This window comes from Biomaibacter sp. TOL (genome assembly GCF_059717795.1).
This window is the reverse complement of record NZ_AP046092.1, coordinates 1346850-1372477: the sequence shown is the minus strand read 5'-3', so window position 1 is coordinate 1372477 and position 25628 is coordinate 1346850. Positions and strand designations below refer to the sequence as shown.

Here is a 25628-nt window from a genome sequence, read left to right as displayed (position 1 = left end):
GAGAGGAGATGATTATAATGGATTATCAACTATTAGCGTATAAGCAAGAGGACGGCGTGGCCTATATTACCATAAACCGCCCGGAGGTGAGGAATGCCCTCAGCAACAGCCTGGTAGATGAACTGGAGGAAGTGATATCGCAGATCGAGAAGAATGAAGAACTGCGGGCAGTGGTAATAACCGGCGCTGGAGACAAAGCCTTCATGTCGGGTGCCGACATAAGGGAACTGGTGGAAAGAGACGCCATCATCGGCCGAAAGCATACCAGGCAGCGCCAGGAGCTTTTTAGCCGCATCGAAAATTTGAACATCCCGGTTATAGCCGCCGTCAACGGCTATGCCATTGGGGCTGGTTTGGAGCTTTCCATGGCCTGTACCTTTAGAATAGCATCGGAAAATGCTAAATTCGCAGCATCGGAGGTAAAGCTCGGCATCATCCCAGGCGCCGGCGGCACCCAGAGGCTTACAAGACTGGTGGGAAAGGCTAAGGCACTGGAGATGATACTCTTTGGAGATATCATTGATGCTGGCGAAGCTTTGAGGATAGGCCTTGTAAACAAAGTGGTGCCCCAGGATAAACTTATGGAAGAAGTGTCGGCATGGGTAAAAAAGATAAAGGCCCTTCCCAAACTTGCCATACAATATGCCAAGGAATCCGTGAACCGGGGAGCAAATCTCGGCCTGGAACAGGGTCTCGCCCACGAATCCTACCTATTCGCCTTAGCCTGCACCACCCAGGACAAGAAAGAGGGCGTGGCGGCATTTCTGGAAAAAAGGGCGCCGAACTTTATTGGGAAATAATATATAGTTCTGGTATAGAAACTGAGTCCGCTGCCGGAGATTCAAAGGGAGGTTGACGCCCGGCCTTGAACATTAACATAAAAGAGGTGAAAATGATTGAAAATAGTTGTCTGCATAAAGCAGGTGCCCAGCACTGAGGCCAGGGTCCAGATGGATCCCATCAAAGGCACCCTCATCCGGGAGGGAGTGGAATCGGTAGTAAATCCCTTTGATGAGTATGCCATAGAAGAGGGCATAAGGTTGAAAGAGAGATACGGCGGTGAAGTTACGGTGATATCCATGGGTCCCCCCCAGGCCAAGGAAGCCCTGAAAACCGCACTGGCTATGGGTGCGGATAAAGCTGTACTCCTCAGTGATAGGGTTTTTGCGGGTTCGGATACCCTTGCTACAGCCTATACTCTCTCACTGGGTATAAAAAAATTAGGGGATATTGATATAGTCATTTGCGGCAAACAGGCCACCGATGGCGATACCGCCCAGGTGGGACCGGGGCTAGCCCAGCGGCTTAACCTGACACAGATAACGTACGTTTCCAAAATCAGGGAAATCAATCTGAAAAATAGAAAAATTACTGCCGAGCGTCTTATTGAAAACGGCACCCAGGTGGTATCTACCGCACTTCCTGCCCTTATTACCGTGGTTAAAGACATCAACCAGCCCCGGATACCCAATATCTTTTCCATTAAGAAGGCCACCAGGGCCGAGATTCCCGTATGGGGCATGCAGGACCTGGGAGGAGACCCGAAGGATTTTGGATTTGATGGTTCCCCTACCCAGGTGGTCCGGATTTTTACACCACCTCCCCGGCAGGGAGGAGAGATAATCCAGGGAGAAGTGCCGGAGGCCGTAGCAAAGCTCATAGAGGCGCTTACCAGCAGGAATATAATCAATCTATAAGGAGGCCTGAATATGGCACTAAAAGTAATCAAAGAAAACTGCACCGGCTGCGGGCTCTGCGTGGATGTGTGTGCCTATAGCGGCATCAAAATAAACGATGAAGGTGTGGCCGAGGTTACCGAAAGTTGTATTTTGTGCGGCCAGTGTGTGGATGTATGCCCCGCCGGAGCACTTATGATGGAAGAAAAAAAGGCTACAGTCGAAGATATATCCGACTATAAAGGTGTAATGGTATTTGTGGAGCATGAGTTTGGGAAAATACATTCCGTTTCCTTTGAACTCCTGGGAAAGGGGAGAGAGATAGCCGATAATCTTGGAGTATCCCTTTCAGCTATGTTAATTGGTGCCGAAGGAGACAGCATGGCCCTGGATGTGGCCCGGTACGACGTAGATACCATATATGTTTGCAACAGTACATGGTTGAAGGATTATCAGACAAACACTTATGTGGCCGAAGCGGAAAATATAATCAGGACATATAAGCCCGAAATAGTCTTAATCGGTGCCACCACCCTGGGGAGGGATTTTGCGGGAGCTCTTGCCGCCAGGCTCAAGACAGGTCTTACCGCCGACTGCACCGAGCTTTCAATAGACAGGCAGAAACGACTTCTGCTGCAGACCCGGCCGGCCTTCGGCGGCAATATCATGGCCACCATAATATCTCCAAACCACAGGCCTCAAATGGCTACAGTAAGGCCCAAAGTCATGGCCATGCCGGAACCTGCGGAAAGCCCGGGAGTGAGGATTATCCAGGTTCAGCCGGTATCGGGACCGCAGGATATGCTTCTTGACATACTGGAATTCATCCCCGATATCGCCGGAACGGTGAATCTGGCCGACGCGGATATTATAGTATCCGGCGGCCGGGGCATGAAAGGACCGGAAAATTTCTCCATGCTCTTTGAACTGGCGGAACTTCTGGGCGGAGCCGTGGGTGCCTCCAGGGCCGCAGTGGACAGCGGATGGATGCCCTATGCCCATCAGGTGGGGCAAACCGGCAGGACCGTAAGGCCCAAGCTCTACATCGCCTGCGGCATCTCCGGCGCCATACAGCATCTGGCAGGCATGCAGACCTCGGAGAATATCGTGGCCATAAACAAGGACCCCGATGCCCCCATATTCAAGGTGGCCACCTTCGGCATAGTGGGCGACCTGTTCAAGGTGGTGCCGGAGCTTATAAGACAGATAAAGGAGAAAAAAGCCGGCAAGGCTTCTTAAACAAAAGTAATTTATGGCCATACACATACTGTGTATGGCTTTTTTGTTGTCATTGACGTTTTAAACCCCCCGTCAAATACCGATAAATATATTATTTCTGCTAAATCTTTAGAACTTCTCCAAAAAAATTTAAGAAAAAAGGACAAATTACCCCAAAATTTTTATTTTACGTTGCGGAAATATATAACAAAAAAAAGGAGGAATTTTCCATGAAAAAATTTTTAACTTTAATTATGATGTTTCTTCTTATCCTAACAAGCAGTTCTATGGTCTTTGCAAAGGGGAACGAAACTAAACACCAGGAGAAAAACCAAATTCAAAACCAGGAACAAATTCAGGAACAAAATCAAATTGGAGAAGAAGAGGAACAGGAAAAAAGTCAGGATATAGAAAATAATGAAGATATCACCGATAATCAAGATATCAATAATAGCGACAATGATGACGGGAATGAATTAAAACTTAATGAAAAGGCAAAGGAAAAGTTAAAAAACGAGATCGAAAACAGAACCGCTAATCAAGGTGATGAAAGCAACTTGCAGATTGAAGAGAAACTGCAGGAATTAAAATCAGCTTTTAAGAATTCGTTCAGAGATAAGGAGAAAAGAAAAGAAATATTAAAGCAGATTTACGAGCTTAAAAAACAGCAAAATAATAATACGATAAGTGTATTTGTTAACGGCGATGAACTGAAATTTGATGTTCCACCCGTAATAAAAGAAGGCAGGGTCTTAATTCCTGTAAAAGCCGTGGTTAGCGCCCTGGGAGCGGAAGTTAAATGGGATCCGGAAACAAAAACCGTTACAATAACAAAGGATGGGAAAACCATAACATTGCAGTTAGAATCAAAAACGGCCATTGTCGACGGTCAGGAGGTCGAGCTGGATGTGCCTGCGGGAATCCAGAACAACAGGACAGTAGTTCCCTTGGGGTTTATAATGCAGGCCTTTAACTCCAATGTAGAATGGGATGGAGAGGATAACACCGTAATCATCGATGATTCCGAACAGGGCGTAATGGATTCTACCGACGAAACATCATCTTCAGAAACTGCCCCTGAGGCCTCCGAAAGCGGGACAACCCAGATTACTGCTCAATAGAATCTTAAAGTTAAAACCTTTAAACACGCTACAATACAGTGAATCATGAAAATTCTACAAGATAGCATTTTTCACATAAATCCAGGTCATGAACGAGGAAAAAACGATATGAATAGACAACAAACCTTTGAGCATCTTCAAAAATTAGTTGAGGAAAAATATTCGAATAATAATAATGAATCCTTGTTAAAAAACATACATTGGATTGTCGAACATTACTATGATTTTCCAATATGGGAAAGTATCAAAAAAAACATTGAAAGTCTTATAAATGAAGGCGATTTATCAAAATTGAGCTTATATATTTTTAAAACTACTCAAAAATATAGACAAATTATATTCAGAAGATAATACCTCGCTTTGCCGAGGTTTTTTTATTTTTAATATTTTCGGTATGCAAATTTGTCTTATATAGATTGTAAAAACAAAGATTGTTAAAATCAATTTTTTCATAGAAAATTACCCTTTATTATTTCTTTAGGATAATGCAACGGATATTCCGTTACGTGAAAAGATAGACAAACCAGACACTCTTTTTTTTGCGATGGCAACATAGCCCAAAGCCACTGGGGATTATGGGCTCGAAGCTTAACTTGATTTTCACGAACTCAAACAAATGTGATATAATTAAATGCAAGAGCGAATATGTCATCTTGATGCGACATTTTAATTATTAAAAGCTGTAAGCGCAAGAAATTATTAAAAAAGAGGCCTAGTAATATGAAGAGATATATTGCCACAATAACGGTGCTCATTATTGTGTTGACGGCATATTACGCATTTTTTCCCGATTTAAGAGACAGATTTTCGGTATATACCGACCCGGAAAGCAAAATAAGGTATTTCTGCACAGCGAAAGAAAAGGCGTTTTTCTTTTACAAAAACGGCAGGTGGAAAAAGGAGTTCATAAAAGGAGTAAATATGGGCAGCGCAAAGCCTGGAGCTTTCCCCGGCGAACTTGCCATTACCAAAGAAGAATATCTACGGTGGTTTAAATACATAAGAGATATGAACGCAAATGCTATAAGAGTTTACACGCTACAGAATCCGGAGTTTTACAAGGCGCTTTGGGAATTCAACAAAAGTTCTATAAAGCCCCTCTATCTCTTCCACGGAGTTTGGGTCGATGAAAATGCCATTGAAAATACCATGGACGCCTTCTCGCCACAGGTTTCAGAAGATTTTAAACAGAATATCGTCGAAGTAATTGACGCAATTCACGGGAATGCGAGAATATCCGAAAGAAAAGGAAAAGGATGGGGCGTATACGATAAAGATATTTCGCAGTATGTGGCCGGCTGGATACTCGGCATAGAATGGGACCCGAATTTTGTAAAAAACACGGCCGAGAGGAACGGGAGTTTGGCACAATTCGATGGGGCTTATCTTTATACGACATCCGCGTCGCCTTTTGAAATATGGCTTGCCATGGCCGGCGATTATGCCCTGGCGTACGAAACCAAAAAATACCATATGCAGAGGCCGCTGAGTTTTACAAACTGGCCTACGACCGATGTATTGAAACATCCCAATGAACCGTATGAAAAAGAAGACATGGTATCTGTAGATGTCGAAGAAATTAAATCAAAGCCGACTTTTATCCCGGGCCTTTTTTCCTCATATCATATTTACCCTTATTATCCAGATTTTATGTTCTATCAGAAAGAATACGCTTTGTTTAAAGACAGGGACGGAAAACCGAACACATACAGGGCGTATCTGAGAGACCTTATTAAAGAACATACTATGCCTGTGCTGGTCGCCGAGTTCGGCATTCCCACATCCCGCGGCATCACCCACGAGAACCCATTGACCGGTTTTAATCAGGGGCATATCGATGAAAATACCCAGGGGCATATGCTTGTTTCTATGATAAACGACATCCATGATGAAGGTTATGCGGGGGGCCTAGTATTTACATGGCAGGACGAGTGGTTTAAAAGAACGTGGAACACAATGGACCTTGACATACCCGACAGGCGTCCTTTCTGGTCAAACGTTCAGACAAATGAGCAAAAGTTTGGAATTCTTTCATTTGACCCCGGGGACGGTAAAAGAAAGGTATATATAGACGGAGACGATTCCGAGTGGGGAAAAGAAAGTCTACTTCTGAAAAATGAAAATGGCGAGCTTCATGCTGTATATGATGAAGAAGGCGTATGTTTTCTTCTGCGTCTGAAAAAGCCTTACCACAATGGCGAAAAAATTATCATACCCATAGATACCATACCTGAGCAGGGGAATGAAATTTTCAGCGATATGGGGGTCCGCCTGGGCAGGCCGTGCGAATTCGTCATCATCATAGATGGAAAAGAAAATTCAAGGATTCTGGTAGACGCATATTATAATGTGTTTTACTACATTTACGGAGAAAGCTTAAAGATGCTTGAAGAAGACCCGGAATATCAGTTCAAAGACAGTGGCGTATTTAGGCCCGTATACCTTTGCCTGAGCAGAGAAATTTACCTGCCGGAAGATAAAAAAACGGTTCCCTTAAAAAAATATGAAACCGGCAGACTAAAATACGGCAATGCAAATCCATCATCAAAAGACTATGATTCACTGGCTGATTTTGCATATAAAAATAATGTCATTGAAATAAGGATACCGTGGCAGCTTTTAAATATAATGGACCCTTCCACGCGCATGGCGATGGGGGACCTTCATAAAAGCGGCATTAATCCGGTTAAAATAGAGGGCGTGTATGTCTCTTTTTTATCGTTGAATGAAGGCATCAAAGAAACACCCGACTACGCCTTTTTCACATGGAAAGAATGGCAGAAACCGGCATACCATGAGCGTTTAAAAAAATCGTATAATATAATCAAACGTGGATTTAAAAATCTGTAGAAAAGGGATGAGCGATGCAAAGAGTGTCGGAAAATAAAATTAAAATTCTTTTTGTAGACGATGATCCGCTTATGCTGACAATCTTAAAAAACAGATATGAAAACAAGGGATACAGGATATACACCGCATCCAGCGGAGATGAGGCTCTTGAGATATTCGAAAAGGAGAGGCCTTCACTTGTAATCTCTGATTATGTAATGCGGGGAATGGACGGGGATGAGCTTTGCGCAAAGATGAAAAGTCTGGATAGTAATGTTAGAATATTGATACTTACCGGGCAGAAGCTGGATAATTTCATTATCAAGGCTATGAAATCCGGGGCGGACGACTATATAACAAAACCGTTTTCGCCAGTGGAGCTTGACTTTAAAATAGAAAAACTATTAAAGAGTCAGGATGATTGAAATGCTGATTGCCGAAAAGGTAGTTTACGGCATATTAAAATTTCTTATATTATTTCTTCTGCTGCTGTACGTCTATCTGGTGTATGAAAAACTGAAAGAAATTGTCTTTGAAAACAAGAGAAAAAAGGAGTCGTCTATTATTAACGACCTCATAGATACTCTTTTTGTAAAATTGTCGAATTCTGAAAATGTTTCTGAAAATGTTAAAAAATATATCCTTGATTTAAAAAAATATTCGAAGACTTTTTCCGGCAGAGAAATAACCGCCGAAAGGTTGATTGGATATATAGAACTGATAAAGGGAGATTTGAGAGATGCATTGTGCGGGATATGCGAAGAGCTGGGTTTTGTGGATTACGAGATGGCGAACCTTCAAAAAAAGGATGTGTTCAGGATAGCCCTCGCATGCAAGAGACTTGGAGAATACAGAAGCGAAAAAGCTCTCGATTCGCTCCTGGACAGGCTGAAAACGGATGTGTATGAAGTGAAATACCATGCACTCCTGGCAATTTCAAAAATCGGAAATAATGAGTATTTTATGAAGGCCTTTTCCAAAGAATATAAGGTTCAAATGTTGAGCGAAAGGAATCTAATGGAGATAGTAAACAGTTTTGAAGGAGACAAAGTGACCGTATATAAAAAAATGATCGGCCATGAAGATGAATATATATCTTCAATATTTATCAGGGCTGCGGGAAACGATCGGGTACTGGAGGTTTCGGAGGAAGTCGGCAGGCATCTGTCATCTCAGAGTTTTCTTAAGAAAATAGCGGCCGTTAAAGCTGTGGGTCAGATGGGAGATTTTCGATTTGTAGACGATCTTATAAAGGAACTTTCCAGTTCGGACTGGAGAATCAGGGCAGTCGCCGCCAAATCTTTGGGGGAAATAGGCGCACAAAGGGCGGTTTCATATCTTAAAGAAGCTTTAAAAGACGCGGAATGGTGGGTTAGATATAATGCGGCTTTTTCGATTATAAAACTCGGAAACTATGAAGATGTACTGGCCGAAATTTTCAACGGTCAGGATGAGTTTGCCAAAGATGCGGCCTTTTATGCGCTTGAAGCGATCGGCTTGATAAAAGAGCATGCATCCACCACGGATTTGCCTTTGAACAATTTACCGCAACTGGCCTTAAAATTAAGGCAATATATGGAGAAAAAGGGATTGCAGTATGGATATAATTAGAGCCGCAATCGTATACTTTAATTATTTTATCATATTTTATGTGCTGGCAATAAATGTAATATATTTTCTGCAGCTTATGTTTTCGGCATTGAGCCTTTCCGCCTATATCCGGAAAATGATGTCTTCGGACTACAGGCGATACACATCGTCCGTCAATATGATACCGATTTCCGTAATAGTGCCCGCGTATAATGAGGAAAATACCATAGTAGAAAACGTAAAATCACTTCTTGAATTGAACTATCCGCTTTTTGAAATCGTGGTGGTGAATGACGGATCTGCCGACGGCACTCTTAAGAGGGTAATAGAAGCTTTTAATCTTAAAAAAATAAGCCAGCCGATTAGAATCAGACTTAAGACGGAGCCCATAAAAGGTGTTTACAAAAATCCGGAATTATTCAATCTCACGGTAGTGGACAAGGAAAATGGCGGTAAAGCCGACGCCCTGAACGCTGGCATCAATGCATCGATTTATCCGGTCTTTGTAAGCATTGATGCGGATTCGATTCTGGAAAGCGATTCACTCGTCAGAGTTATAATGCCGTTTATTGAGGACAGTCGCACTGTGGCCGCGGGCGGAATAGTGAGAGTCGCCAACGGCAGTGTAATTGAGGGAGGTCTGATTCGGGAAGTAAAGCTTCCGCGAAGCAGGCTCGCCTGCTTTCAGGTGGTGGAGTATTTAAGGGCTTTTTTGACAGGAAGGATGGGCTGGGATGCGCTCGGCTCACTACTGATAATTTCTGGAGCGTTTGGAGCATTCGATAAGGAAATGGTTATCGGCGCGGGAGGTTACGCAGGAGGAACAGTGGGGGAAGACATGGAGCTCGTCGTAAGGCTGCACAGAAAAATGAGGGAAGAAAAGAGACCCTATAAAATCAGATTCATACCGGATCCGGTCTGCTGGACGCAAGCGCCTGAAAACATTAAAGACTTAAAAACACAGCGCAGAAGGTGGCAGGTGGGCCTTATTGACTCTCTTTTCCGCCATAAGAAGATGTTATTCAACCCGAGATACGGGATTTTAGGTCTTTATGCAATGCCCTACTTCTTTTTTTTCGAGATGCTGGGGCCGGTGGTGGAAATGCTGGGTTATCTGCTGATACCTGCGGCATATCTTCTTAAAATGATCAATATGCGATTCTTTTTGCTCTTTTTGACCATATCAATAATTTACGGGATCATTCTTTCGGTCGGGGCAATACTGCTGGAAGAATATACGTTTAACAAATACAGGAGTGTAAAAGATTTTATACTACTGGTGGCTTACGCAGTTCTTGAAAACTTCGGCTACAGACAGCTCACTACTGTCTTTCGAGTAATGGGTACCATAAACTACAGCAGGCATAAAAGCCACTGGGGGAGTATAAAAAGAAAAAGTTTTATTAATGTAAACCGATAGCTATTAAGCCCTCTGGGGAGGGCTATTTTTTTACTTATTTTTCATCCTTCCGTGAGCGACATAAAGAGGCATGGCAATCTTATTGGTATTCTGAAATATTAAGGTATACTTGGTTTTTAAGCGGGAAAAAATATTTTTTGTCGGAAGACATTTTACCATGGATTGAAAAGCCGGTGATAGATTGTTCGGTTTCCGTAAGTTCAAAAGATTTATAAAGCCTGGCAAGGGCGGCATAAAAAAGCGGGATGACCCTTCGAACGACAGATCAACTATGGGGGTATCCTATATGGAGTCTCTGGAAAACCAGGTCCTTGGTAAAGACATGGAAAATAACCTTAAGCAGCTCAAAACCATTCTCGACAGATGCAGTGATGTAATTTACCGGGAGTTTGTTTTTGCTCAAAATGAGCAGATTAAGCTGGCGTTGATATATACGGATGGCCTGGCGGACAAAGGGCAGGTCAGTGACCAGATAATGCGCGCCCTGGCCCTGGAGGTGCCGATGGCCGTGCCGGGCCGTGTGATTACCAAAGCACAGGCTCTGGAATTCATTAAAGAACGGGGCCTGTGCATACACCAGATTAAGGAAACGAATAAAGTGGGCGAAGTGGTCCATGCGATCCTGTCGGGAGACACCGTTTTGCTGGTGGACGGCCACGATACCGCCATAATCAACGGGGCCAGGGGCTGGGAGTCGCGTCCCATAACCGATCCGGAGGCCGAACCGACAGTGCGGGGGCCGAGGGAGTCTTTTGTGGAATCTATCCGTGTCAATACTTCGCTTTTGCGCAGGAAGATAAAAAACCCGAATCTCAAGATAGAATCCTTTCAAATCGGAAGGCTGTCGACTACCGATGTGGCCATAGCCTACCTGGAGGGAGTTGCAAATCCAGCGATAATAAAAGAAGTAAAGACAAGGATTGAAAGAATAAAAATTGACGCCATCCTGGAGACGGGTTACATAGAAGAATTGATAGAAGATGAACCGTGGAGCCCTTTCCCCACAATCAATCATACCGAAAAGCCGGATCGTGTGGCGGCAATGCTTTTGGAGGGGCGGGTAGCAATTTTTGTCGACGGGACTCCGTTTGTGCTGACTGTGCCAAGTCTTTTAGTGGAGTTTCTCCATGCTTCCGAGGATTACTATGAAAGATTTATCTTCACTTCTGCGGTGAGGGTCATTCGGTATCTAGCAGCCTTTGCTTCGCTTATACTCCCTTCGCTTTATATCGCCATAGTCAGTTACCATCACGAACTGCTGCCTACGGCGCTTCTGCTGAGTGTTGCCGCACAGCGCGAAAGAGTGCCTTATCCGGCATTTTTTGAAGTCTTTTCGATGGAATTAGTATTTGAAGTGCTCCGCGAAGCCGGTATACGCCTGCCCAGGCCCATTGGCCAGGCCATAAGCATAGTCGGGGCACTGGTCCTGGGCGATTCTGCCGTAAGGGCCGGTTTTGTGGCGGAGGCAACAATTATAGTGGTGGCGTTTACTGGAATATCGTCATTTACGTTTCATTACAGCGCAAGCATTTCTTTTCGTCTGCTCCGGTTTTTTCTGATGATACTTTCCGGGACTCTGGGACTTTTCGGGCTGACTGCGGGCGTTTCCGCCATATGTATTCACCTGTGCAGCCTGCGCTCCTTTGGAGTGCCATATCTTTCGCCGGTGGTTCCCACAGCATATTCCGACTTAAAAGATGTGGTTCTGAGGGCTCCATGGTGGGCAATGTTCACAAATCCTCGGTCTATTATCGGATATAATAAAAAAAGAGAGGCGTATGGTCTAAAACCCACGCCGCCGGAAGACGGGAAATAATGCGAAAAGGTGGCTTTTTATGCCGGAGAAAGAAATTATCGATGATAAACAGGCGGTTTTACTGATAATCAATATGATTCTGCCCACTGCACTCTTGAGCCTGCCGGCGATAACGATAAGTATTGCAAAAAGGGATGCGTGGATTTCAGCCGTTCTTGCTACAGGTATGGGATTGATTATCGGGCGGCTTGTATCCTCGCTTGTCATGAATTTTCCAGGAAAGTCGTTCTATGAGTTTTCTGAACAGATCCTGGGGCGCTTTTTGGGGAAAATTATGGGGGCATTCTTCATATGGTGGCTGTTTCACACTGCTAGCGAAGTTGTGAGGGAATACGGAGAGTTTCTTTCCACTGCCATAATGCCGGACACCCCGATAACGGTTTTTCTTGTGGTGTCCGCAATCATATCAGCATATGCCGTAAAGAGCGGTTTTGAAGTTCTGGCACGGTTTAATCTTATGTTTGCCATTATGATGGTAGTATTTGCAATAGTATTTACCATCTCTTTTATGAATGTGAGATTTGCCAGAATGCTGCCGGTATTCGATACGGGGATGGCGGATATTTTAAAAGGGACACTGGTGCCCCTGAGCTGGATGGGAGAAGTGGTCGTATTTTCCGTCTTTTCGCCTGTTCTGAAAAACTACCGCAGCGTTGTGCGAATAACAGATATGGCAATATTATTAGTAGGGCTGCATTTTTTTATAGGCATTGCGGGCGTGCTCATGATTTTTGGACCCGAAGTGGGGTCGGCCATGATGTATCCGGTCTTTAACCAGGTCCGCATGATATCGCTGGCAAATTTTATCGAAAGGCTTGATTACATCATTTTTATGTCGTGGGTGATCGGCGGCTTTATAAAGATTGGGATTTTTTACTTCGCGGCTGTTATAGGGGTTTCCTGGATGTTCGGACTCTCCGACTACCGGCCCATTGTTTTTCCGGTTGGAATTATCATAGTTGCTCTGTCGGTCCTGATACATGAAGGAATAGTGAACCAGCTTGATTTTCTGAAAAATACCTGGCCTTTCTATTCTATCATTGTTTTCGAAATGGGTATTCCGCTTCTGCTCTGGCTGGTATCGCAAATTAAAAATCGGAGGCATAGCGCTTGAAAAAAAGGATTGCGCCAATAATTTGGATGATAATAATAGCGACCATTCTGTCAGGCTGCTGGAGCCGGAAGGAGTTAAACGAGGTGGCCATTGTACTGGGCACGGGTATAGATTTGACTGACGCAGGCCGAGTGAGACTGACCGTTCAGGTGGCGGTGCCGACAGCCTTCGCTTCGGGAGAAGAAGGCAAAGGCGGCCAGAAAGAGGCGGCAAGTATGGAAGTTTCCGCTGACGGGGCGACGATAGAAGAGGCAGAGCGGTACCTTGCCATGAAAATACCCCGGGAGATATACTGGGGGCACTGTGTCGCTTTGATAATAGGTGAAAATATGGCCAAAAAGGGAGTTCGAATGATTACGGATTTTTTTGAGCGGGACAGGGAACCGCGGGAGACCATGTGGGTGATGGTGACGAAAGGAACGGCGGAGGAATTTTTAAAAACAAGTTCAATACTTGAAAAAACTTCTTCCCAGGCTGTGGGGCTTCTTACAAGGATGAAGACAGGTTATTCGGTAAAATTGATGGAATTTACCGAAATGCTTGCGGAGGATGGAATTCAACCGGCTGTAACAGGGGTCAGAGTAATTAATGAAAATCATGTCACGGGCGAATCTCAGCCCAGTGGCGCAGAAAATAAAAGGCGTGTGGAAATTTCCGGCACGGCTTTGTTCAGGGAAGACAGGCTTGTGGGATGGCTGGACGCTAACGAAACCCGGGGACTTTTATGGCTGAAAGGCCAGCCTGTAAAGGGAGTGATAACCATCCCCGCTCCGGACGAGCCGAATAAAATGGTTTCCATTAAGATAAAGCGAAGCAGTGCGAAAATAAAAGCCGAAAGTCTTGATGACGTTCCTGTTTTTACAGTAAAGATAAGGGTTGAAGGGGACATGATTGAACAGCAGGGCAGGGAAAATCTTGCAAAACCCGAGAAGGTAAGTGAACTGGAAGAGAGTATGGCTTATGAAATAAGAAAAAGAGCTGAGGTTGCTCTGCATAAGACGAGAGACTTTTATGGAGTCGATGTGTTCGGATTTGGCCAGGTCTATCATAGAAAATTTAAAGAAGAATGGAGGAATATAAAGGACAGATGGGATGACATATTCAGGCAGGCAAAAGTAGACATACAGGTGGAAGCTCATATAAGAGAGATAGGTCTTCTTACGAAAAGGCCGGGAACGGAGAAATAATAATGCTTGGAAGGAGGGTGCGCTGTGATATTTTTGCTTCTTTTGGTTTTTGCGGGCGTTATATTAATAGAAGTGCCGGGAATGGTAAAAAACAAGATGTGGAGAGAATTGGTGGTTTTTTTCATTTTTCTTGCATTGGGGATGGCATTGAGCATACCACAGGTGCTTGGCGTAAAGATACCAAATCCGACAAAAGCCATAGAGGCTCTGTTTAAGCCTCTGTCGGGGCTTCTCAAATAATTCACTATATATTCTAAAGGATTGAGTGTGCGTGAAAGAAAAAGAAGAAAGATCATCCTCGGGGCAGATATTTTTTCTGGCGCTGAATTTTTTCCTGGCCAGCGCTTTTATCATGATACCTTCAGCGGTCACCGGGATGGCCGGAAGAGACGGATGGGCTGCGATCTTAATCGCAGCCGGCGCCGGGATCCTATTGTCGATGCTTTATACGACATTGTGTATCCGTTTTTCCGGGCGGTCAATTATCCAGTTTGCCCGGGATATAATGGGGGAAATTCCGGGGAAGATTATAGGCCTTTTGTTTGTGTGGTTTGCTCTTCACCTGGGAGCCCTTGTATTAAGGAATTTTGGCGATTTTATGGTGATTTCTCTGATGCCCTGCACGCCGCTTGTCGTGTTCAATGCCATCATTATGCTCATTGCGGTTATGGCGGTTTATAGCGGCATAGAGGTTCTGTGCCGCTTCAATCTAATGCTGGTACCGGTAATATTGAGTTCTATGGCGGTTATAATTATTTTTTCATTTACAATCCATGATTTCGATGCGGCAAACCTTCTGCCGCTTTTTGAAAGCGGATTTTCCCGGGTGTTGAAAACCTCTTTGATACCCCTGACCTTTCCCTTCGGTGAAAGTGTTCTGTTTTTGATGATATTTCCCTGTATGAGCGCTCCCCGGGACACAAAAAAAATCATGGTTGGGGCGATTCTCGCGGCGGCCCTAATTATGACCGTAATAACGGCGGAGACTGTGGCGGTCTTCGGTTCAAATGCAAAAAACTTCATGTATTCCACCCATTCCATGATACGATGCATAGAACTGGCGCAGATTTTTGAGCGCACAGATGCGATTACGATTGTCATCTGGATTCTTTCCGGCCTCATAAAAATATCGGTGTGTCTCTACGCATTTGTAAAAGGGTGCGCCCAGCTCTTCGCCCTGAAAAACTACAGGCCGATAGTCGTCCCTTCCGGCATCATAATGACTGCGCTGTCGATTCTTGTATATGAAAATGTAATTGAACAAACCGAATTTGCATCAAAAGTATGGCCGTTGTACAGCCTGGTGTTTGAGTTGCTGCTTCCACTGATTATGCTCGCCTTCGATTCTGCAAAGAAAATATTTTGACTTATATATAATTTGACATGCGGTTGACAAAGCGGTCAATTAATACGATAATTTATGTGAACAAAATAGTTGTCACAGCGCCATAACCGCATGGTAGCTATCGATGCAGGCTTAATTATGGTGGTGAATCTAGTTGATTTATAGAATAATGGCAGTAGGCATTGGAAGCTTTTTAGGCGGCATCCTACGATATCTTATTTCAGGCTGGGCGGCTGAAGTGTTTAATGCGGTTTTTCCCTATGGCACCCTTATCGTAAACGTTGTAGGATGTTTTATTGTAAGTTTTGTAATGATTTTTGGGGCGGAAATGGGCAATATAAGTGTAAATTTAAGACTATTTTTGACTACAGGTATGATGGGGGCTCTTACCACATTTTCAACTTTTTCTTTCGAAACCTTTCAATTCTTGCGTGAAGGAAATCTATTACTGGCAGGGACTAATATATTTTTAAACCTTTTTCTCGGACTTTTGTCTGTGTGGTTTGGTTTAATCGCCGCCAGAGCGATAGTTTAAGGAGGCAATTTTTATGAAAATCCAGGGCAAAGGCAAAATGCTTAAGATTTTCATTGGGGAGTCGGATAAATGGCATGGCGAGCCGCTGTTTCATGCTATAGTTAAGCTCATCAAAAAGGAAGGTATGGCAGGGGTTACGGTCTATCGGGGTATTGAAGGTTTCGGTGCCAACAGCCGAATTCACACCACCCAGATACTTAGACTATCCGAAGACCTGCCAATAGTGCTGGAGATTGTAGATATCCCCGAAAGAATCAATTCCATTTTGGAAAGACTGGATGCCATGATAAAAGAAGGACTTATGGTAGTCCTTCAAGATGTGGATATAATCAAATATACTCCTTCAAAAAAATGAAGTTAATTTTGTTTTCAATAAATTATAATTTTAACTTATAGTTTTAAATTGAATTCCCTTTTTATTTACCGATTTCCAAATATCCTGTTGTACAAATCTTCGCCGAAACTCGTTTGCAGAGGTTTTCCTTCGATTATTCTAAAAGTCCGACTCCCGTCGCTTTGCCTTTCAGCCCGCAGGAAAATGGCGTTTTCCATTCTTTTGTCATAAAATCCGCGCGCAAATTCATATAGATGTGTGACGAAGAAAACCTTGATGCGGCTTTCCAATAATGCAGAGGTTATCTGCCTTGCAATCTCTGAGCCCTCTCTTTCGTTTGTGGCGGCAAATGATTCATTAAACAGCACCATGGAATTTGAGGTTATATTGCTCACTATATCGTTCATTCTGCTGAGTTCTTCATCGAGCTTGCCGCTTTTCATGGTAACGTCTTCTTCCCGTTTGTAGTGCGTGTAAAGGCCATTGCAGATATTGGCACAGAAAGATTCGGCCGGTACAAACATGCCGCACTGCATCATCAGCTGTGCAAGGCCGATGCTGCGCAAAAAGGTTGATTTCCCTCCCTGATTTGCGCCTGTGATTATAAATAAATCTTTTCCATCTGCATTCAAATTATTTCCAACGATTTTTTGTTTCATTGTTAATGCAAGACACACATCATATAATTCTTTAAAAGAAGACTTTCGCTCATGGGAAGCAGCGGGCAGGGGAAAACATATCGGTTCATCCATTTGGGAAAGTTGTTCATATAGATTCAAGCAGCCGATATAAAAGGCCAGCTCGGTCCGCAATGCGTTAAAAAAACTGAGAATATGATCATTGGATTGAGCCAGTGCATTGGCCACAAGATTGATGCCTCTGTCGTTTAATTCCGACAGGGCCCTGGCGCCGCTTTCATCGCGGTCGGCGATAGTATAGGTGTAAACGGGCGGTTTTTTGGTGAAAATCCGATCTATCCAGCTCTGTTTTTTGTCATGTGGTTTTCGAAGTATATAATTGATGCCTTTATTGCCCTTTCCCAGTTCAGCGCTGATCAAAACTCCGTTTTGGAATTTTAATTCTTTAAGATGATTTTGTATGCTTACAAGATATTCATTGCTGAGTTCGGCTTTGAGCATCGCGAAAAATCTTGCAAAGCCCTCTGATTCAAATTTTTCGGCATGTTCCTCGGCGATATTCTTTAGTTTTTTGAGCATATCTGCAAAAATCTGCAGCACTTCTATAGACCTGTGCAGTATTGTAGAAGGATACTTGCTGAAAAGGCCAAAATAATGCTCTTTCTCGCTTTTGATTGATTCTACCGCGATATTGTAGATATCCCTGACAATGGAAGAATTTTTCAAACAATCTTTGAGAATATTCTGGCGATACAGCATGGTAGCTAAATCATTGTTCAAACCGGTCAAGACGGCTTTTTTCGCCACTTCGAATAAAAATTTGTCACCTGATGCCATTGCGGTAAAAAGCGTGTCTAGTTCCAGGTCCTGGGTCAGTATTTGTTCATTCCACGGCATCTTCTGTTCCAGGTCAAAATCGCGATCTTTATACATGAAAAAAACCTTCATGATTTCATGCGCTCCTTTAAAGAATCATATGTGAGCCGATACTTTTCGGCGATGGATATCGCATATGAAAGCCCATCCGGAGGCTTTCTCAAGATTTTATATGTTCTGAGCGCCGGATTTTCCGGAACTACGGTGCTTACCATGCTTACAGTTTTCTCGCTCAAAAAGGCTAGTTCATCAATAAAAGTTACGCAGACGCACAGCAAATCCAGTTGTATTATTTTTTCCATTATTTTTTTGCTGAGGAAAATGGCGTCTTGTAATGTGGTGGAAGTAAATATTTCGTTCATTATGATAATGCTGTTTGATGTGGCCTGATTTAAAATATGGTGAATTCTTACCAGTTCATCCTCCAGTTTGCCCCTGAGGTCTTTTATGTTTTCTTCCCTTTCAAAATGCGTAAAAAGCCTGTCGAATAGAAAAAGCTTCGCTTTTTGGCCCGGGACGGGACATCCCAGGCTGGCAAGATAATGCAATTGGCCGAAGGTGCGGGCGAAGGTGGTTTTTCCGCCCTGGTTGGGGCCGGTTACAATAAAAATGCGTTCTTTAGCTTTTAAATGAAAATCATTGCAGACCACGGTGGAATTTTCATTTATGAGCTTATAAGCCAGAGCCAGATCAAATCCTTCGTAATCATAAACTTCCTTGCTTTTATCGGAAATTTGCGGATAGCAAAATTTAAGCCCTGCTCGTTTGAATTTAGCGATATACTCCAGATAGGCGATATAAAATTGTATTTCCCTATCAAATACGGCTATAGTTTCATCCAGATAATTGCTATATTTTTCACAGTAATTGTCAAGATTTAAAAATATGTCAGGATACAATTTAGCCACCAGATCAAGTATTCCCGCTTCAACATGGTTCATTTCCGGATAGTCAGAAAATTTAACTCTGTAATCTTTTACAGCCCCCTGTTTGAATTTCTCAAATGTTTTCTCCACTTCCATGCTGTAGTCAGCTTCGCCTTCATACTTGCGAACATTGATACGGTTACCTTTGATGAGCAGGCAATATTTTACTGTGGCCAAATCCGCTTTGAGTTTTTTCGTTTCAGCCAGAAGCGATGTAAAACGGTTGGAATTGACATAGCTTGCCAAATATTCGCGGAATGCCAAAAATCCGCGCGATTTTAAATCCACAAGGTTTAAATCATCCAGCAGGCAATTAACGGCATCGCAATAAATTTTCACCGCATCCAAAAACCAGCTTTCTTTCTGGTATTTGTAGTAAAGCTTTTCTTTCCTGACAAGATGATCTCGCATTTCCCGCATTTTTTGTGCAAAGGACTTTATTTTCTCAAACAGAATTTTATTTTCAAGATCCTGCATTATTTCATGACGATATTTGATTGTGTTGATATCCTTCAGGGGAGTATAAAAGAACGGTTTTAAATTATATTCCTCCCTGCCGGCCGTAATTACGTCTATAATCTGATCAAGATTTAAATCTGCAAAAAAGTCGGGCGCTTCAAGCGTTTCTTTTTTTATACTGTCTTCAGTTGTTCCAAATAGTATGCTGTGAAAAGTCATAGAAAAACACCTCTCTATTCCAACCTTTCTATAATCTGCGACAGAACCTGATATGCAAATGCATGAAACCCTTCTCCTATAATTCATCCGATGCTAAAGAGCACACCTTTGTAATGGCTATTGCCGTACCTACGCTAAGTAAAAATTAAGGCTCCTGCCCTAATGATAATACTCATTACAGCAGGAGCCATCAGCATTCTGCTTTTATGGTGAGCTCCATCACCGCATTTTATAATTTAGATATATTATATACAGGAAAAATCAAAATATCAATATCAGAAAAAAATTATTTCAATTTGACAAATCCAAAAATATATGCTTAAATTTTGTTAGCATGGTAAAATATATAATAATGCAAGCGATGGAGCTCGCTTTAGTGCCGCAAGGCTAATAGCTCCTACCAAAACTGATTTTGGTAGGAGCTATAATTTTTTTGGGAGGGCTTGGAATGATAAAAATAAGGTCGGGGATCGTCTTTATATTTTTTTGGGAGGGATCAATTTGAAAGACATTGAAAAAAAGACGTCTGAAGATAAAAAATTGGCCATGGGCAATATCACTGCATTGGGGTGGGTTGCATTTTTCGGTGGTTTGAGTCAGGATATGATAATACCTATTCTGCCCACCTTTTATACCCAGATACTGGGTATAAATAAGGCAACAATAGGCCTTATCGAAGGCAGTATGACGACGGTCGTAAGCATTTTTAGAATAATAGCAGGCTTCTTATCAGATAGATTGGGAAGGCGAAAAACCATTGTATTTATCGGTTATTTTCTTTCTGCCATAGGTAGAATGTTTCTGGCATTTTTCAATAACGTCAACGTTATTTTTACAATCAGGATGTTAGATGGCGTGGGTAAAGGAGTAAAAGATGCTCCAAGGGATGCTCTCGTAGCAAAATCCTCAAAAATGAAAAGCATGGGTTTTGCCTTTGCTTTAATCTGCTGTATGCACTCTTATCTGTTCCAGGAGGCATTCTTTCAGATAAAATAGGCAGGGTCAGGGTCATTAAGATAGGCTGGCTTATTTATGTCGCAACGTATCTGGGATTTGCGCTCGCAAAAACTCCCTGGCACATTTGGTTCCTTTATGGGGTTTATGGAATATATTATGCGTTGACAGAGGGTGTTGCCAATCCCTTGTTGCACATCTGGTAGAGGAAAGGCATAGGGGAGCGGCTTTTGGATTTTATAACGCTTCACTGGGCCTGCTGGCCCTTCCGGCAAGTACAATCGCAGGTTTCTTATGGGATAAAATAAATCCCAGTGCACCATTTTACTTTGGTTTTCTATGTGCAATACTGGCAGTGGTTTTAATTTCGCTCTTTAAGATAGAAGAATGATCCGTAAGGGATGAATTTCATGAAAAGAGGCCGATTATCGAAGAATATGGACAGCACAGGAGAAAACCCTGTCAGAGTAATAAAAAGCGGCAGGATAATTTTGATTAAAGAGCGGGAACTTTCCATGGGAGATACGGTGCTGCTTCAATCAGGGGATATCATTCCCGCAGACATCAGGCTTACTTATGCCAGAAATCTTGAAGTTGATGAATTCGATTTGACAGGAGAAATAAAGCCAGCGACCAAGAAAGCGTCGGATCAAGAAGGTCAGGATTTATCTCTTAACAGGTCAAATATGGTTTTCAGGGGCACCAGGGTTTTGAGAGGGATCGGGAGAGGGATAGTTACGGCCGTTGGGGAGGAAACAGAATACGGCAAAATACTATTGCATTCAAGGGAAACTCTGGGGAAAAAGAGTGAGCTTTTGAAATTTGATATATCTTCATTTTTAAAACAGCACTTTTACTTACAGATAATTTTGATTCCCGCATTCATCCTGGCTGCAGCCCGGGGAGCTGCCTTCAAGCAAATAGTTTACGCCTATCTTATAGTCAATTTTTGGTTGATGTTATATGAAGAACGGTATATATTTAATTATATTTCCATTTTTACAGCTTACAGATATTTATTAAAAAGAAATATCATCGTAAAAGATTGTTCCATATTTGATTCATTGGACGATATAGACATTATATGTTTGGATAAAACCGGAGTCATAACAAAAAGAGACATGAAAGTAACTTCCGTATATATTGATAATAATAAATTAGATGGAAATTCCTTTTCCTCAGTATCAAGCCCTTTAAAATACATTATCCAGGGATGCGCACTCTGCAACGATATAGTTTTCCTGGAAGGTCTAAACCATTCAAATAGAGTCGACACAGCTTTGATAAGTTTTGTGCAGGAAAGCGGGGTATCAGTAAAAGAAATCAGAGAAGGTTTCGAGCGCGTTTTTGAGATACCGTTTGAATCTGAAAAAAGATATATGATGACAGGCTATAGAAAAGATGATGAACTTCTTTTTTATATTAAAGGAGACCCCGAGGTTGTGCTGAAAATGTGCCGCAAATACATGGGGATTGACGGGACAATCCGGGATATCGACGGAAGCTTCATGCTGAACATAGGCGAAGCAAAAAATGAGATACTGAAGAAAGGAAATAGTGTCATAGCAATGGCGTTTAAAATGTCAGCATTTTTGAAGCAAATCGATTATGAAAGAGAAGCTGCGGGGGGTTACGTTTTTTTAAACCTTTTTGTGCTTGAGAATCCTCCAAAACAAGAAGCATGCTTTGTAATACGTGAGTTGAACCAAAGGAGAAAGAGGGTCCTGATGCTGACGGGAGATATTACATCCACAGCGGTGGATATAGCTGAAAGGGCAGGTATTATTCAAAATGCAGCAAGATATTTTATAACTGGCAGGGACATGGAAAAAATGAGCACAGCGGATATTGCCGCTCAAAGCGAATATGTCAGGGTTTTTTCAAGACTTGCGCCATCTCAGAAGGGCATTATCATAGAAGCGGTAAGGCGGAGGGGCCATAAGGTCGCCATGGTGGGTGACGGGCCGAACGATGTAATAGCGTTAAAACTGGCCGATATAAGTATTTCTTTTCAAGAACACAGCTCAATACTGGCGCAAAATGTATCCGACATATTGATAAAAGACGATTTAAAAGGGATTTTATGGTTAATGAAAATCGGAGCGCAAGTAAAAGCAAAATTGAAAACGACCGATATATTGCGTAAAACAGCGCTTGTATTATTATCGTCGCTCATTTATTATTCAAGTTACGCTGCCTTTAATCTTTCGTTATTGAGCGTTATTCATATGAACTATGCCATGATGTTTTTGCTATTATCAATTATGGTGATATCCTTTTTCTAAACCTGAATCAACATTTAATAATTAATAATGCAAAGACTGGAAAAGAGGTGCGTGAAAAAATGAAGGCGGATTTTTATATCAAAAAAGACATATTGATTCAATATTTAAAGGATATAAAGGGCCTTTCGATCAATATTGCTGATAAGCTGCAGGATGAAATAGAGTATGAAATACAAAAATTGGTTCAAAACCGGTTTAATCTGGCGGTGGTAGGCCAATTTAAAAGAGGCAAATCCACCTTTATAAATGCATTGTTGAAAGGCAGGATCGTTCCCACTGCCATTGTGCCTTTAACTTCAATAGTTACACTTATAAAATACGGCGAGCGGTTGAAGATAACCGTAGAATTTCACGATGGTTCAGAAAGCCAGATTCCCCTTGAAATTCTAGACGATTATGTCACTGAAAAAGGCAACCCCAATAATGAGAAGGGAGTAAGACAGGTTGTCGTAGAATATCCGTCGGATTTCTTGAAAGATGGCATAATCCTCATAGACACCCCCGGAGTGGGTTCGGTATTCCAGCACAATACGGATGCCACGTACGAATTTTTGCCGAAACTAGATGCCGCCATCTTCTTGTTTACCATAGATTCGCCGGTGGCTAAAAATGAACTGGAATTTTTAAAAGAGGTGAATAAAAAGGCGGTAAAAATTTTTTTTCTGCTGAACAAGATAGACTATGCAGAAAAAGAAGATATAAGCGAGGCGCTGGAATTTGCGAAAGGCGTTTTGGAAAAAGAACTGGGCAGGAAAAATACCAAAATATACTCCATTTCCGCTAAAATGGCTCTGGAATCTGCCCTGGAAAATGACAGATCAGGGTGGGAAAAAAGCGGCATTCAGGAATTCATAAACGATCTGGAAGATTTTATTTCTTTTGAGAAAAAAGATGCATTGCTGGATTCAGTCCGCATGGCAGCAAAAAGAATAATTTCACAATTGAAATTTGCCTGCGACCTTGAAATGAAGGCTTTAACCACTCCCTTAGCAGAACTGGACAGAAAAATTTCCATATTGAAAGATAAAATTCAAAGTGTGGAGGAAGAAGAAAAAGACATATTGTTTGTTTTTGAAGGGGAGACAAAAGAGGTATTCGCAAGGTTCCAAAGGGATTATGAGGATTTCATGAACGACAACTACGAAAGGCTGGAATCCGCCCTGGAAAAATATTTTGCCGAAAATACGGGACTTCCCACCGGCGAACTCATAGAAAAATCAAGAGAATACATCACCGACGAGACCTTGAATGTAATTGACGCATGGAAAAATAAAGAGCTGAGATATCTTGTCGACATATCCGAAAAGGTTACAGTGAAACTGGCGAAAAAAATGGAATCAATCATTTGTGATTTGCAGAATTTGACTGCGGATATATTTGAAATTAAGTACGAAGGTTTCAGACAGATCAAAGGTTTTAAGCAGGCGGGCTATTTTTACTATAACATGGAACCTGAAAAGCATTTCCTGGTGCCTACGCCCCTTTCCGCGGCGCCCTTTCTGCCGGGTTTTATTGCCAAAAAAATTGTTCTGAACCACATGAAAAGGTGGCTTCAGCAGCAGTTCGACAGGCAGTGCGGCAGGATGAGATACGATATTTCGCAGAGAATGGAAAAAACCTTCAAAAATTATGCCGGTTATTTGAAAGATATGCTAATGGAAACAAAACAGAACATATTGACATCCGTGGAAAAAGCCGCGGAAATGAGGCGGCAGGGAGAAACGGCCGGTCGGGATAAGGTTGAAATGTTGAAAACGGTATCCTTCCAATTAAAAGAATTGGAGGCAAAAATAAATGACTCAACTTTCGCAGGAACAAAGTGCCAACTTTTCCTTAAGGAAAGTGGGCAGACAAGACATAAAATAATCTAAAAACTCACTGATTGCTTCCTTTGAAAGCACGAGCTTTTCACGCAAAGCAGTCTTAAGAGCATCAATCAATAGCTGCAAAGCTTCCATGAACTTTATATCCTGAAGCTCATCACAGAAGTAATAGAACAAGCCTCCTATAGTCCGCAAATCCTTGTTATTGCGGTTTTCAACAGCCAGCATGATGTACCTTGCAAAAACAATAGTAGTATGGGCAACAATGGAATCATAAGAAGTCTTTGCCTTACCGCGTTTTTTTCTTACGCAAGAATATATAGACTGAAGGCTCATTCTTTTGCCTTGAAAACTGTAATAAATTTTCTTCATGTTCTTAACCATGGCTATGACGTGGAGGTTTAATCCGAGGATCTTCAACAATATGCTTGGGTAAGTAAACCAGCTATCAAACAGCACATATTTTGCAGGGATGTTATTCTCCACTGCCTGTTTTAGCAGGTCTATCATGGCATCGGTTTCTTTCGCGAGTGAAGAAATTCGGCGCTTGTAGCCTATGCTCCTTTTATCAATTTCACTGTTCATAGGTTGCAACCTGTTTTCAGAAGTTTGTGCACTCAAGAGGTTGAAGCCGAGCGGGATGAAGGTATTTCCATCAGACCATCCAAGGGTGAGAAGTCTGAACCCCTTAACGTATTTTTGTGCCACATGGTCTCTTACTCTGGCTAAAAGTTCGACAACCTTGCTTCTATTCCTACTGTATACAGAATCGTCTATTATTAGGACATTGACACGGTTGTCCGATGTCAAACCTACCAACTTGCTGCGGATTATGGATGATGCCAGCAACATAAGAAACTTCTGCCAGTTATAATATATAGAGTTCAGGAATCTATATATGACATCCTTGGCAAAGGGCAAATTGGAATTTTGCGACTCCAGAATCCTGTAAAGATTCTTACCGGAGAATACAAGAGTGAACAGGAACTTGAAAACAGCATAGCATGAAATTCCCTTTTCCTTGTAGAAATTGCTCTGTTTTAGTAGGAACCCTATGCGATTTTCTTTTAAAAAATTGTCGACAGTTGAGGAAAAGCGGTTTTCATTTTCGTTATAATGTGATATAATGGACATTGCAAGGATCTTCCTTTCTTGTATATTTTGTCCAATTCCATTATATCACAAAAGGAAGCTCCTTGCATTTTTGTTTGCTTATTTTTATTGATTTATCAAGGTTTGTAGTTATAGTTTGATCTGCGAAAG

At 42.3% G+C, this 25628-nt stretch carries 21 protein-coding genes and 2 riboswitches; of the genes, 18 read left to right on the top strand and 3 right to left on the bottom strand.

From position 1 onward, the window contains the following. Positions 1–17: 17 nt before the first annotated feature. From AC6I1H_RS06855 to AC6I1H_RS06785, 15 genes are all read left to right on the top strand, one after another. Positions 18–800: an enoyl-CoA hydratase/isomerase family protein gene (locus AC6I1H_RS06855; protein WP_497740209.1), complete on the top strand. Its 783-nt coding sequence runs from the start codon at positions 18–20 to the stop codon at positions 798–800. Between the two features lie 96 nt (positions 801–896). After that, entirely contained in the window at positions 897–1697 is an 801-nt protein-coding gene (locus AC6I1H_RS06850) for an electron transfer flavoprotein subunit beta/FixA family protein (RefSeq protein ID WP_497740208.1), read from the top strand. Positions 1698–1709: 12 nt separating this feature from the next. After that, on the top strand, positions 1710–2915 hold the full coding sequence (locus AC6I1H_RS06845; RefSeq protein WP_497740207.1) for an FAD-binding protein: 1206 nt from the start codon (positions 1710–1712) through the stop codon (positions 2913–2915). A 209-nt stretch (positions 2916–3124) separates the two neighbouring features. Then, on the top strand, positions 3125–4015 hold the full coding sequence (locus AC6I1H_RS06840) for a copper amine oxidase N-terminal domain-containing protein (RefSeq protein WP_497740206.1): 891 nt from the start codon (positions 3125–3127) through the stop codon (positions 4013–4015). Positions 4016–4735: 720 nt separating this feature from the next. Beyond that, entirely contained in the window at positions 4736–6865 is a 2130-nt protein-coding gene (locus AC6I1H_RS06835) for a family 2 glycosyl transferase (RefSeq protein WP_497740205.1), read from the top strand. A gap of 23 nt (positions 6866–6888) precedes the next feature. Continuing rightward, positions 6889–7269, top strand: a complete 381-nt coding sequence (locus AC6I1H_RS06830) for a response regulator (RefSeq protein WP_497740204.1) — start codon at positions 6889–6891, stop codon at positions 7267–7269. Between the two features lies 1 nt (position 7270). After that, entirely contained in the window at positions 7271–8455 is a 1185-nt protein-coding gene (locus AC6I1H_RS06825) for a HEAT repeat domain-containing protein (RefSeq protein ID WP_497740203.1), read from the top strand. Continuing rightward, positions 8442–9854 carry a glycosyltransferase family 2 protein gene (locus AC6I1H_RS06820; protein WP_497740202.1) on the top strand — a complete coding sequence of 471 codons (1413 nt, stop codon included), beginning with the start codon at positions 8442–8444 and terminating at the stop codon, positions 9852–9854. Before AC6I1H_RS06825 ends, AC6I1H_RS06820 begins: the two co-directional genes overlap by 14 nt. Positions 9855–10035: 181 nt before the next feature. Then, positions 10036–11670 carry a spore germination protein gene (locus AC6I1H_RS06815; RefSeq protein WP_497740201.1) on the top strand — a complete coding sequence of 545 codons (1635 nt, stop codon included), beginning with the start codon at positions 10036–10038 and terminating at the stop codon, positions 11668–11670. Between the two features lie 19 nt (positions 11671–11689). Continuing rightward, positions 11690–12784: a GerAB/ArcD/ProY family transporter gene (locus AC6I1H_RS06810; RefSeq protein WP_497740200.1), complete on the top strand. Its 1095-nt coding sequence runs from the start codon at positions 11690–11692 to the stop codon at positions 12782–12784. After that, entirely contained in the window at positions 12781–13971 is a 1191-nt protein-coding gene (locus tag AC6I1H_RS06805) for a Ger(x)C family spore germination protein (protein WP_497740199.1), read from the top strand. The genes AC6I1H_RS06810 and AC6I1H_RS06805 overlap by 4 nt, the downstream gene beginning before the upstream one ends. Before the next feature lie 24 nt (positions 13972–13995). After that, positions 13996–14211, top strand: a complete 216-nt coding sequence (locus AC6I1H_RS06800) for a hypothetical protein (RefSeq protein WP_497740198.1) — start codon at positions 13996–13998, stop codon at positions 14209–14211. A 31-nt stretch (positions 14212–14242) separates the two neighbouring features. Further along, complete coding sequence (locus AC6I1H_RS06795; protein WP_497740197.1) at positions 14243–15337, top strand: GerAB/ArcD/ProY family transporter; 1095 nt, start codon at positions 14243–14245, stop codon at positions 15335–15337. A 148-nt stretch (positions 15338–15485) separates the two neighbouring features. Further along, positions 15486–15851: a fluoride efflux transporter CrcB gene (gene crcB, locus AC6I1H_RS06790; protein WP_497740730.1), complete on the top strand. Its 366-nt coding sequence runs from the start codon at positions 15486–15488 to the stop codon at positions 15849–15851. 13 nt (positions 15852–15864) lie between these two features. Then, a complete protein-coding gene (locus AC6I1H_RS06785) occupies positions 15865–16206 on the top strand; it encodes a DUF190 domain-containing protein (protein WP_497740196.1) in 342 nt (113 codons plus the stop codon). Positions 16207–16271: 65 nt separating this feature from the next. On the opposite strand, the gene AC6I1H_RS06780 is transcribed toward AC6I1H_RS06785, so the two are convergent. Both AC6I1H_RS06780 and AC6I1H_RS06775 read right to left on the bottom strand, forming a co-directional pair. Beyond that, positions 16272–17771, bottom strand: a complete 1500-nt coding sequence (locus tag AC6I1H_RS06780) for a MutS-related protein (RefSeq protein ID WP_497740195.1) — start codon at positions 17769–17771, stop codon at positions 16272–16274. Beyond that, on the bottom strand, positions 17768–19303 hold the full coding sequence (locus tag AC6I1H_RS06775; RefSeq protein WP_497740194.1) for a MutS-related protein: 1536 nt from the start codon (positions 19301–19303) through the stop codon (positions 17768–17770). The genes AC6I1H_RS06780 and AC6I1H_RS06775 overlap by 4 nt, the downstream gene beginning before the upstream one ends. Before the next feature lie 174 nt (positions 19304–19477). Beyond that, positions 19478–19536: riboswitch (Fluoride riboswitch) on the bottom strand. Between the two features lie 115 nt (positions 19537–19651). Continuing rightward, a riboswitch (Fluoride riboswitch) is annotated at positions 19652–19710 on the top strand. Between the two features lie 94 nt (positions 19711–19804). Here AC6I1H_RS06775 and AC6I1H_RS06770 point away from each other — a divergent pair. The 3 genes from AC6I1H_RS06770 to AC6I1H_RS06760 all read left to right on the top strand — a co-directional run bounded on the left by AC6I1H_RS06770 (position 19805) and on the right by AC6I1H_RS06760 (position 24413). After that, positions 19805–20299, top strand: coding sequence for an MFS transporter (locus AC6I1H_RS06770; RefSeq protein WP_497740193.1), 495 nt, complete (start codon positions 19805–19807; stop codon positions 20297–20299). A gap of 368 nt (positions 20300–20667) precedes the next feature. Then, positions 20668–22542, top strand: coding sequence for an HAD-IC family P-type ATPase (locus tag AC6I1H_RS06765; RefSeq protein ID WP_497740192.1), 1875 nt, complete (start codon positions 20668–20670; stop codon positions 22540–22542). 59 nt (positions 22543–22601) lie between these two features. Beyond that, the gene (locus AC6I1H_RS06760) at positions 22602–24413 is read left to right on the top strand and encodes a dynamin family protein (RefSeq protein ID WP_497740191.1); all 1812 of its coding nucleotides are present in this window, start codon (positions 22602–22604) and stop codon (positions 24411–24413) included. Here the strand turns inward: AC6I1H_RS06760 and AC6I1H_RS06755 are convergent. Further along, complete coding sequence (locus tag AC6I1H_RS06755; RefSeq protein WP_497740190.1) at positions 24342–25499, bottom strand: IS4 family transposase; 1158 nt, start codon at positions 25497–25499, stop codon at positions 24342–24344. The genes AC6I1H_RS06760 and AC6I1H_RS06755 overlap by 72 nt on opposite strands. Positions 25500–25628 lie beyond the last annotated feature (129 nt).

Coding starts and splice junctions, on each gene's coding strand:
- AC6I1H_RS06760 (WP_497740191.1), top strand. CDS start 22,602: ATGAAGGCGGATTTTTATATCAAAAAAGACATATTGATTCAATATTTA.
- AC6I1H_RS06855 (WP_497740209.1), top strand. CDS start 18: ATGGATTATCAACTATTAGCGTATAAGCAAGAGGACGGCGTGGCCTAT.
- AC6I1H_RS06820 (WP_497740202.1), top strand. CDS start 8,442: ATGGATATAATTAGAGCCGCAATCGTATACTTTAATTATTTTATCATA.
- AC6I1H_RS06810 (WP_497740200.1), top strand. CDS start 11,690: ATGCCGGAGAAAGAAATTATCGATGATAAACAGGCGGTTTTACTGATA.
- AC6I1H_RS06785 (WP_497740196.1), top strand. CDS start 15,865: ATGAAAATCCAGGGCAAAGGCAAAATGCTTAAGATTTTCATTGGGGAG.
- AC6I1H_RS06780 (WP_497740195.1), bottom strand. CDS start 17,771: ATGAAGGTTTTTTTCATGTATAAAGATCGCGATTTTGACCTGGAACAG.
- AC6I1H_RS06775 (WP_497740194.1), bottom strand. CDS start 19,303: ATGACTTTTCACAGCATACTATTTGGAACAACTGAAGACAGTATAAAA.
- AC6I1H_RS06825 (WP_497740203.1), top strand. CDS start 7,271: ATGCTGATTGCCGAAAAGGTAGTTTACGGCATATTAAAATTTCTTATA.
- AC6I1H_RS06840 (WP_497740206.1), top strand. CDS start 3,125: ATGAAAAAATTTTTAACTTTAATTATGATGTTTCTTCTTATCCTAACA.
- AC6I1H_RS06765 (WP_497740192.1), top strand. CDS start 20,668: ATGAAAAGAGGCCGATTATCGAAGAATATGGACAGCACAGGAGAAAAC.
- crcB (WP_497740730.1), top strand. CDS start 15,486: ATGGCAGTAGGCATTGGAAGCTTTTTAGGCGGCATCCTACGATATCTT.
- AC6I1H_RS06755 (WP_497740190.1), bottom strand. CDS start 25,499: ATGTCCATTATATCACATTATAACGAAAATGAAAACCGCTTTTCCTCA.
- AC6I1H_RS06835 (WP_497740205.1), top strand. CDS start 4,736: ATGAAGAGATATATTGCCACAATAACGGTGCTCATTATTGTGTTGACG.
- AC6I1H_RS06845 (WP_497740207.1), top strand. CDS start 1,710: ATGGCACTAAAAGTAATCAAAGAAAACTGCACCGGCTGCGGGCTCTGC.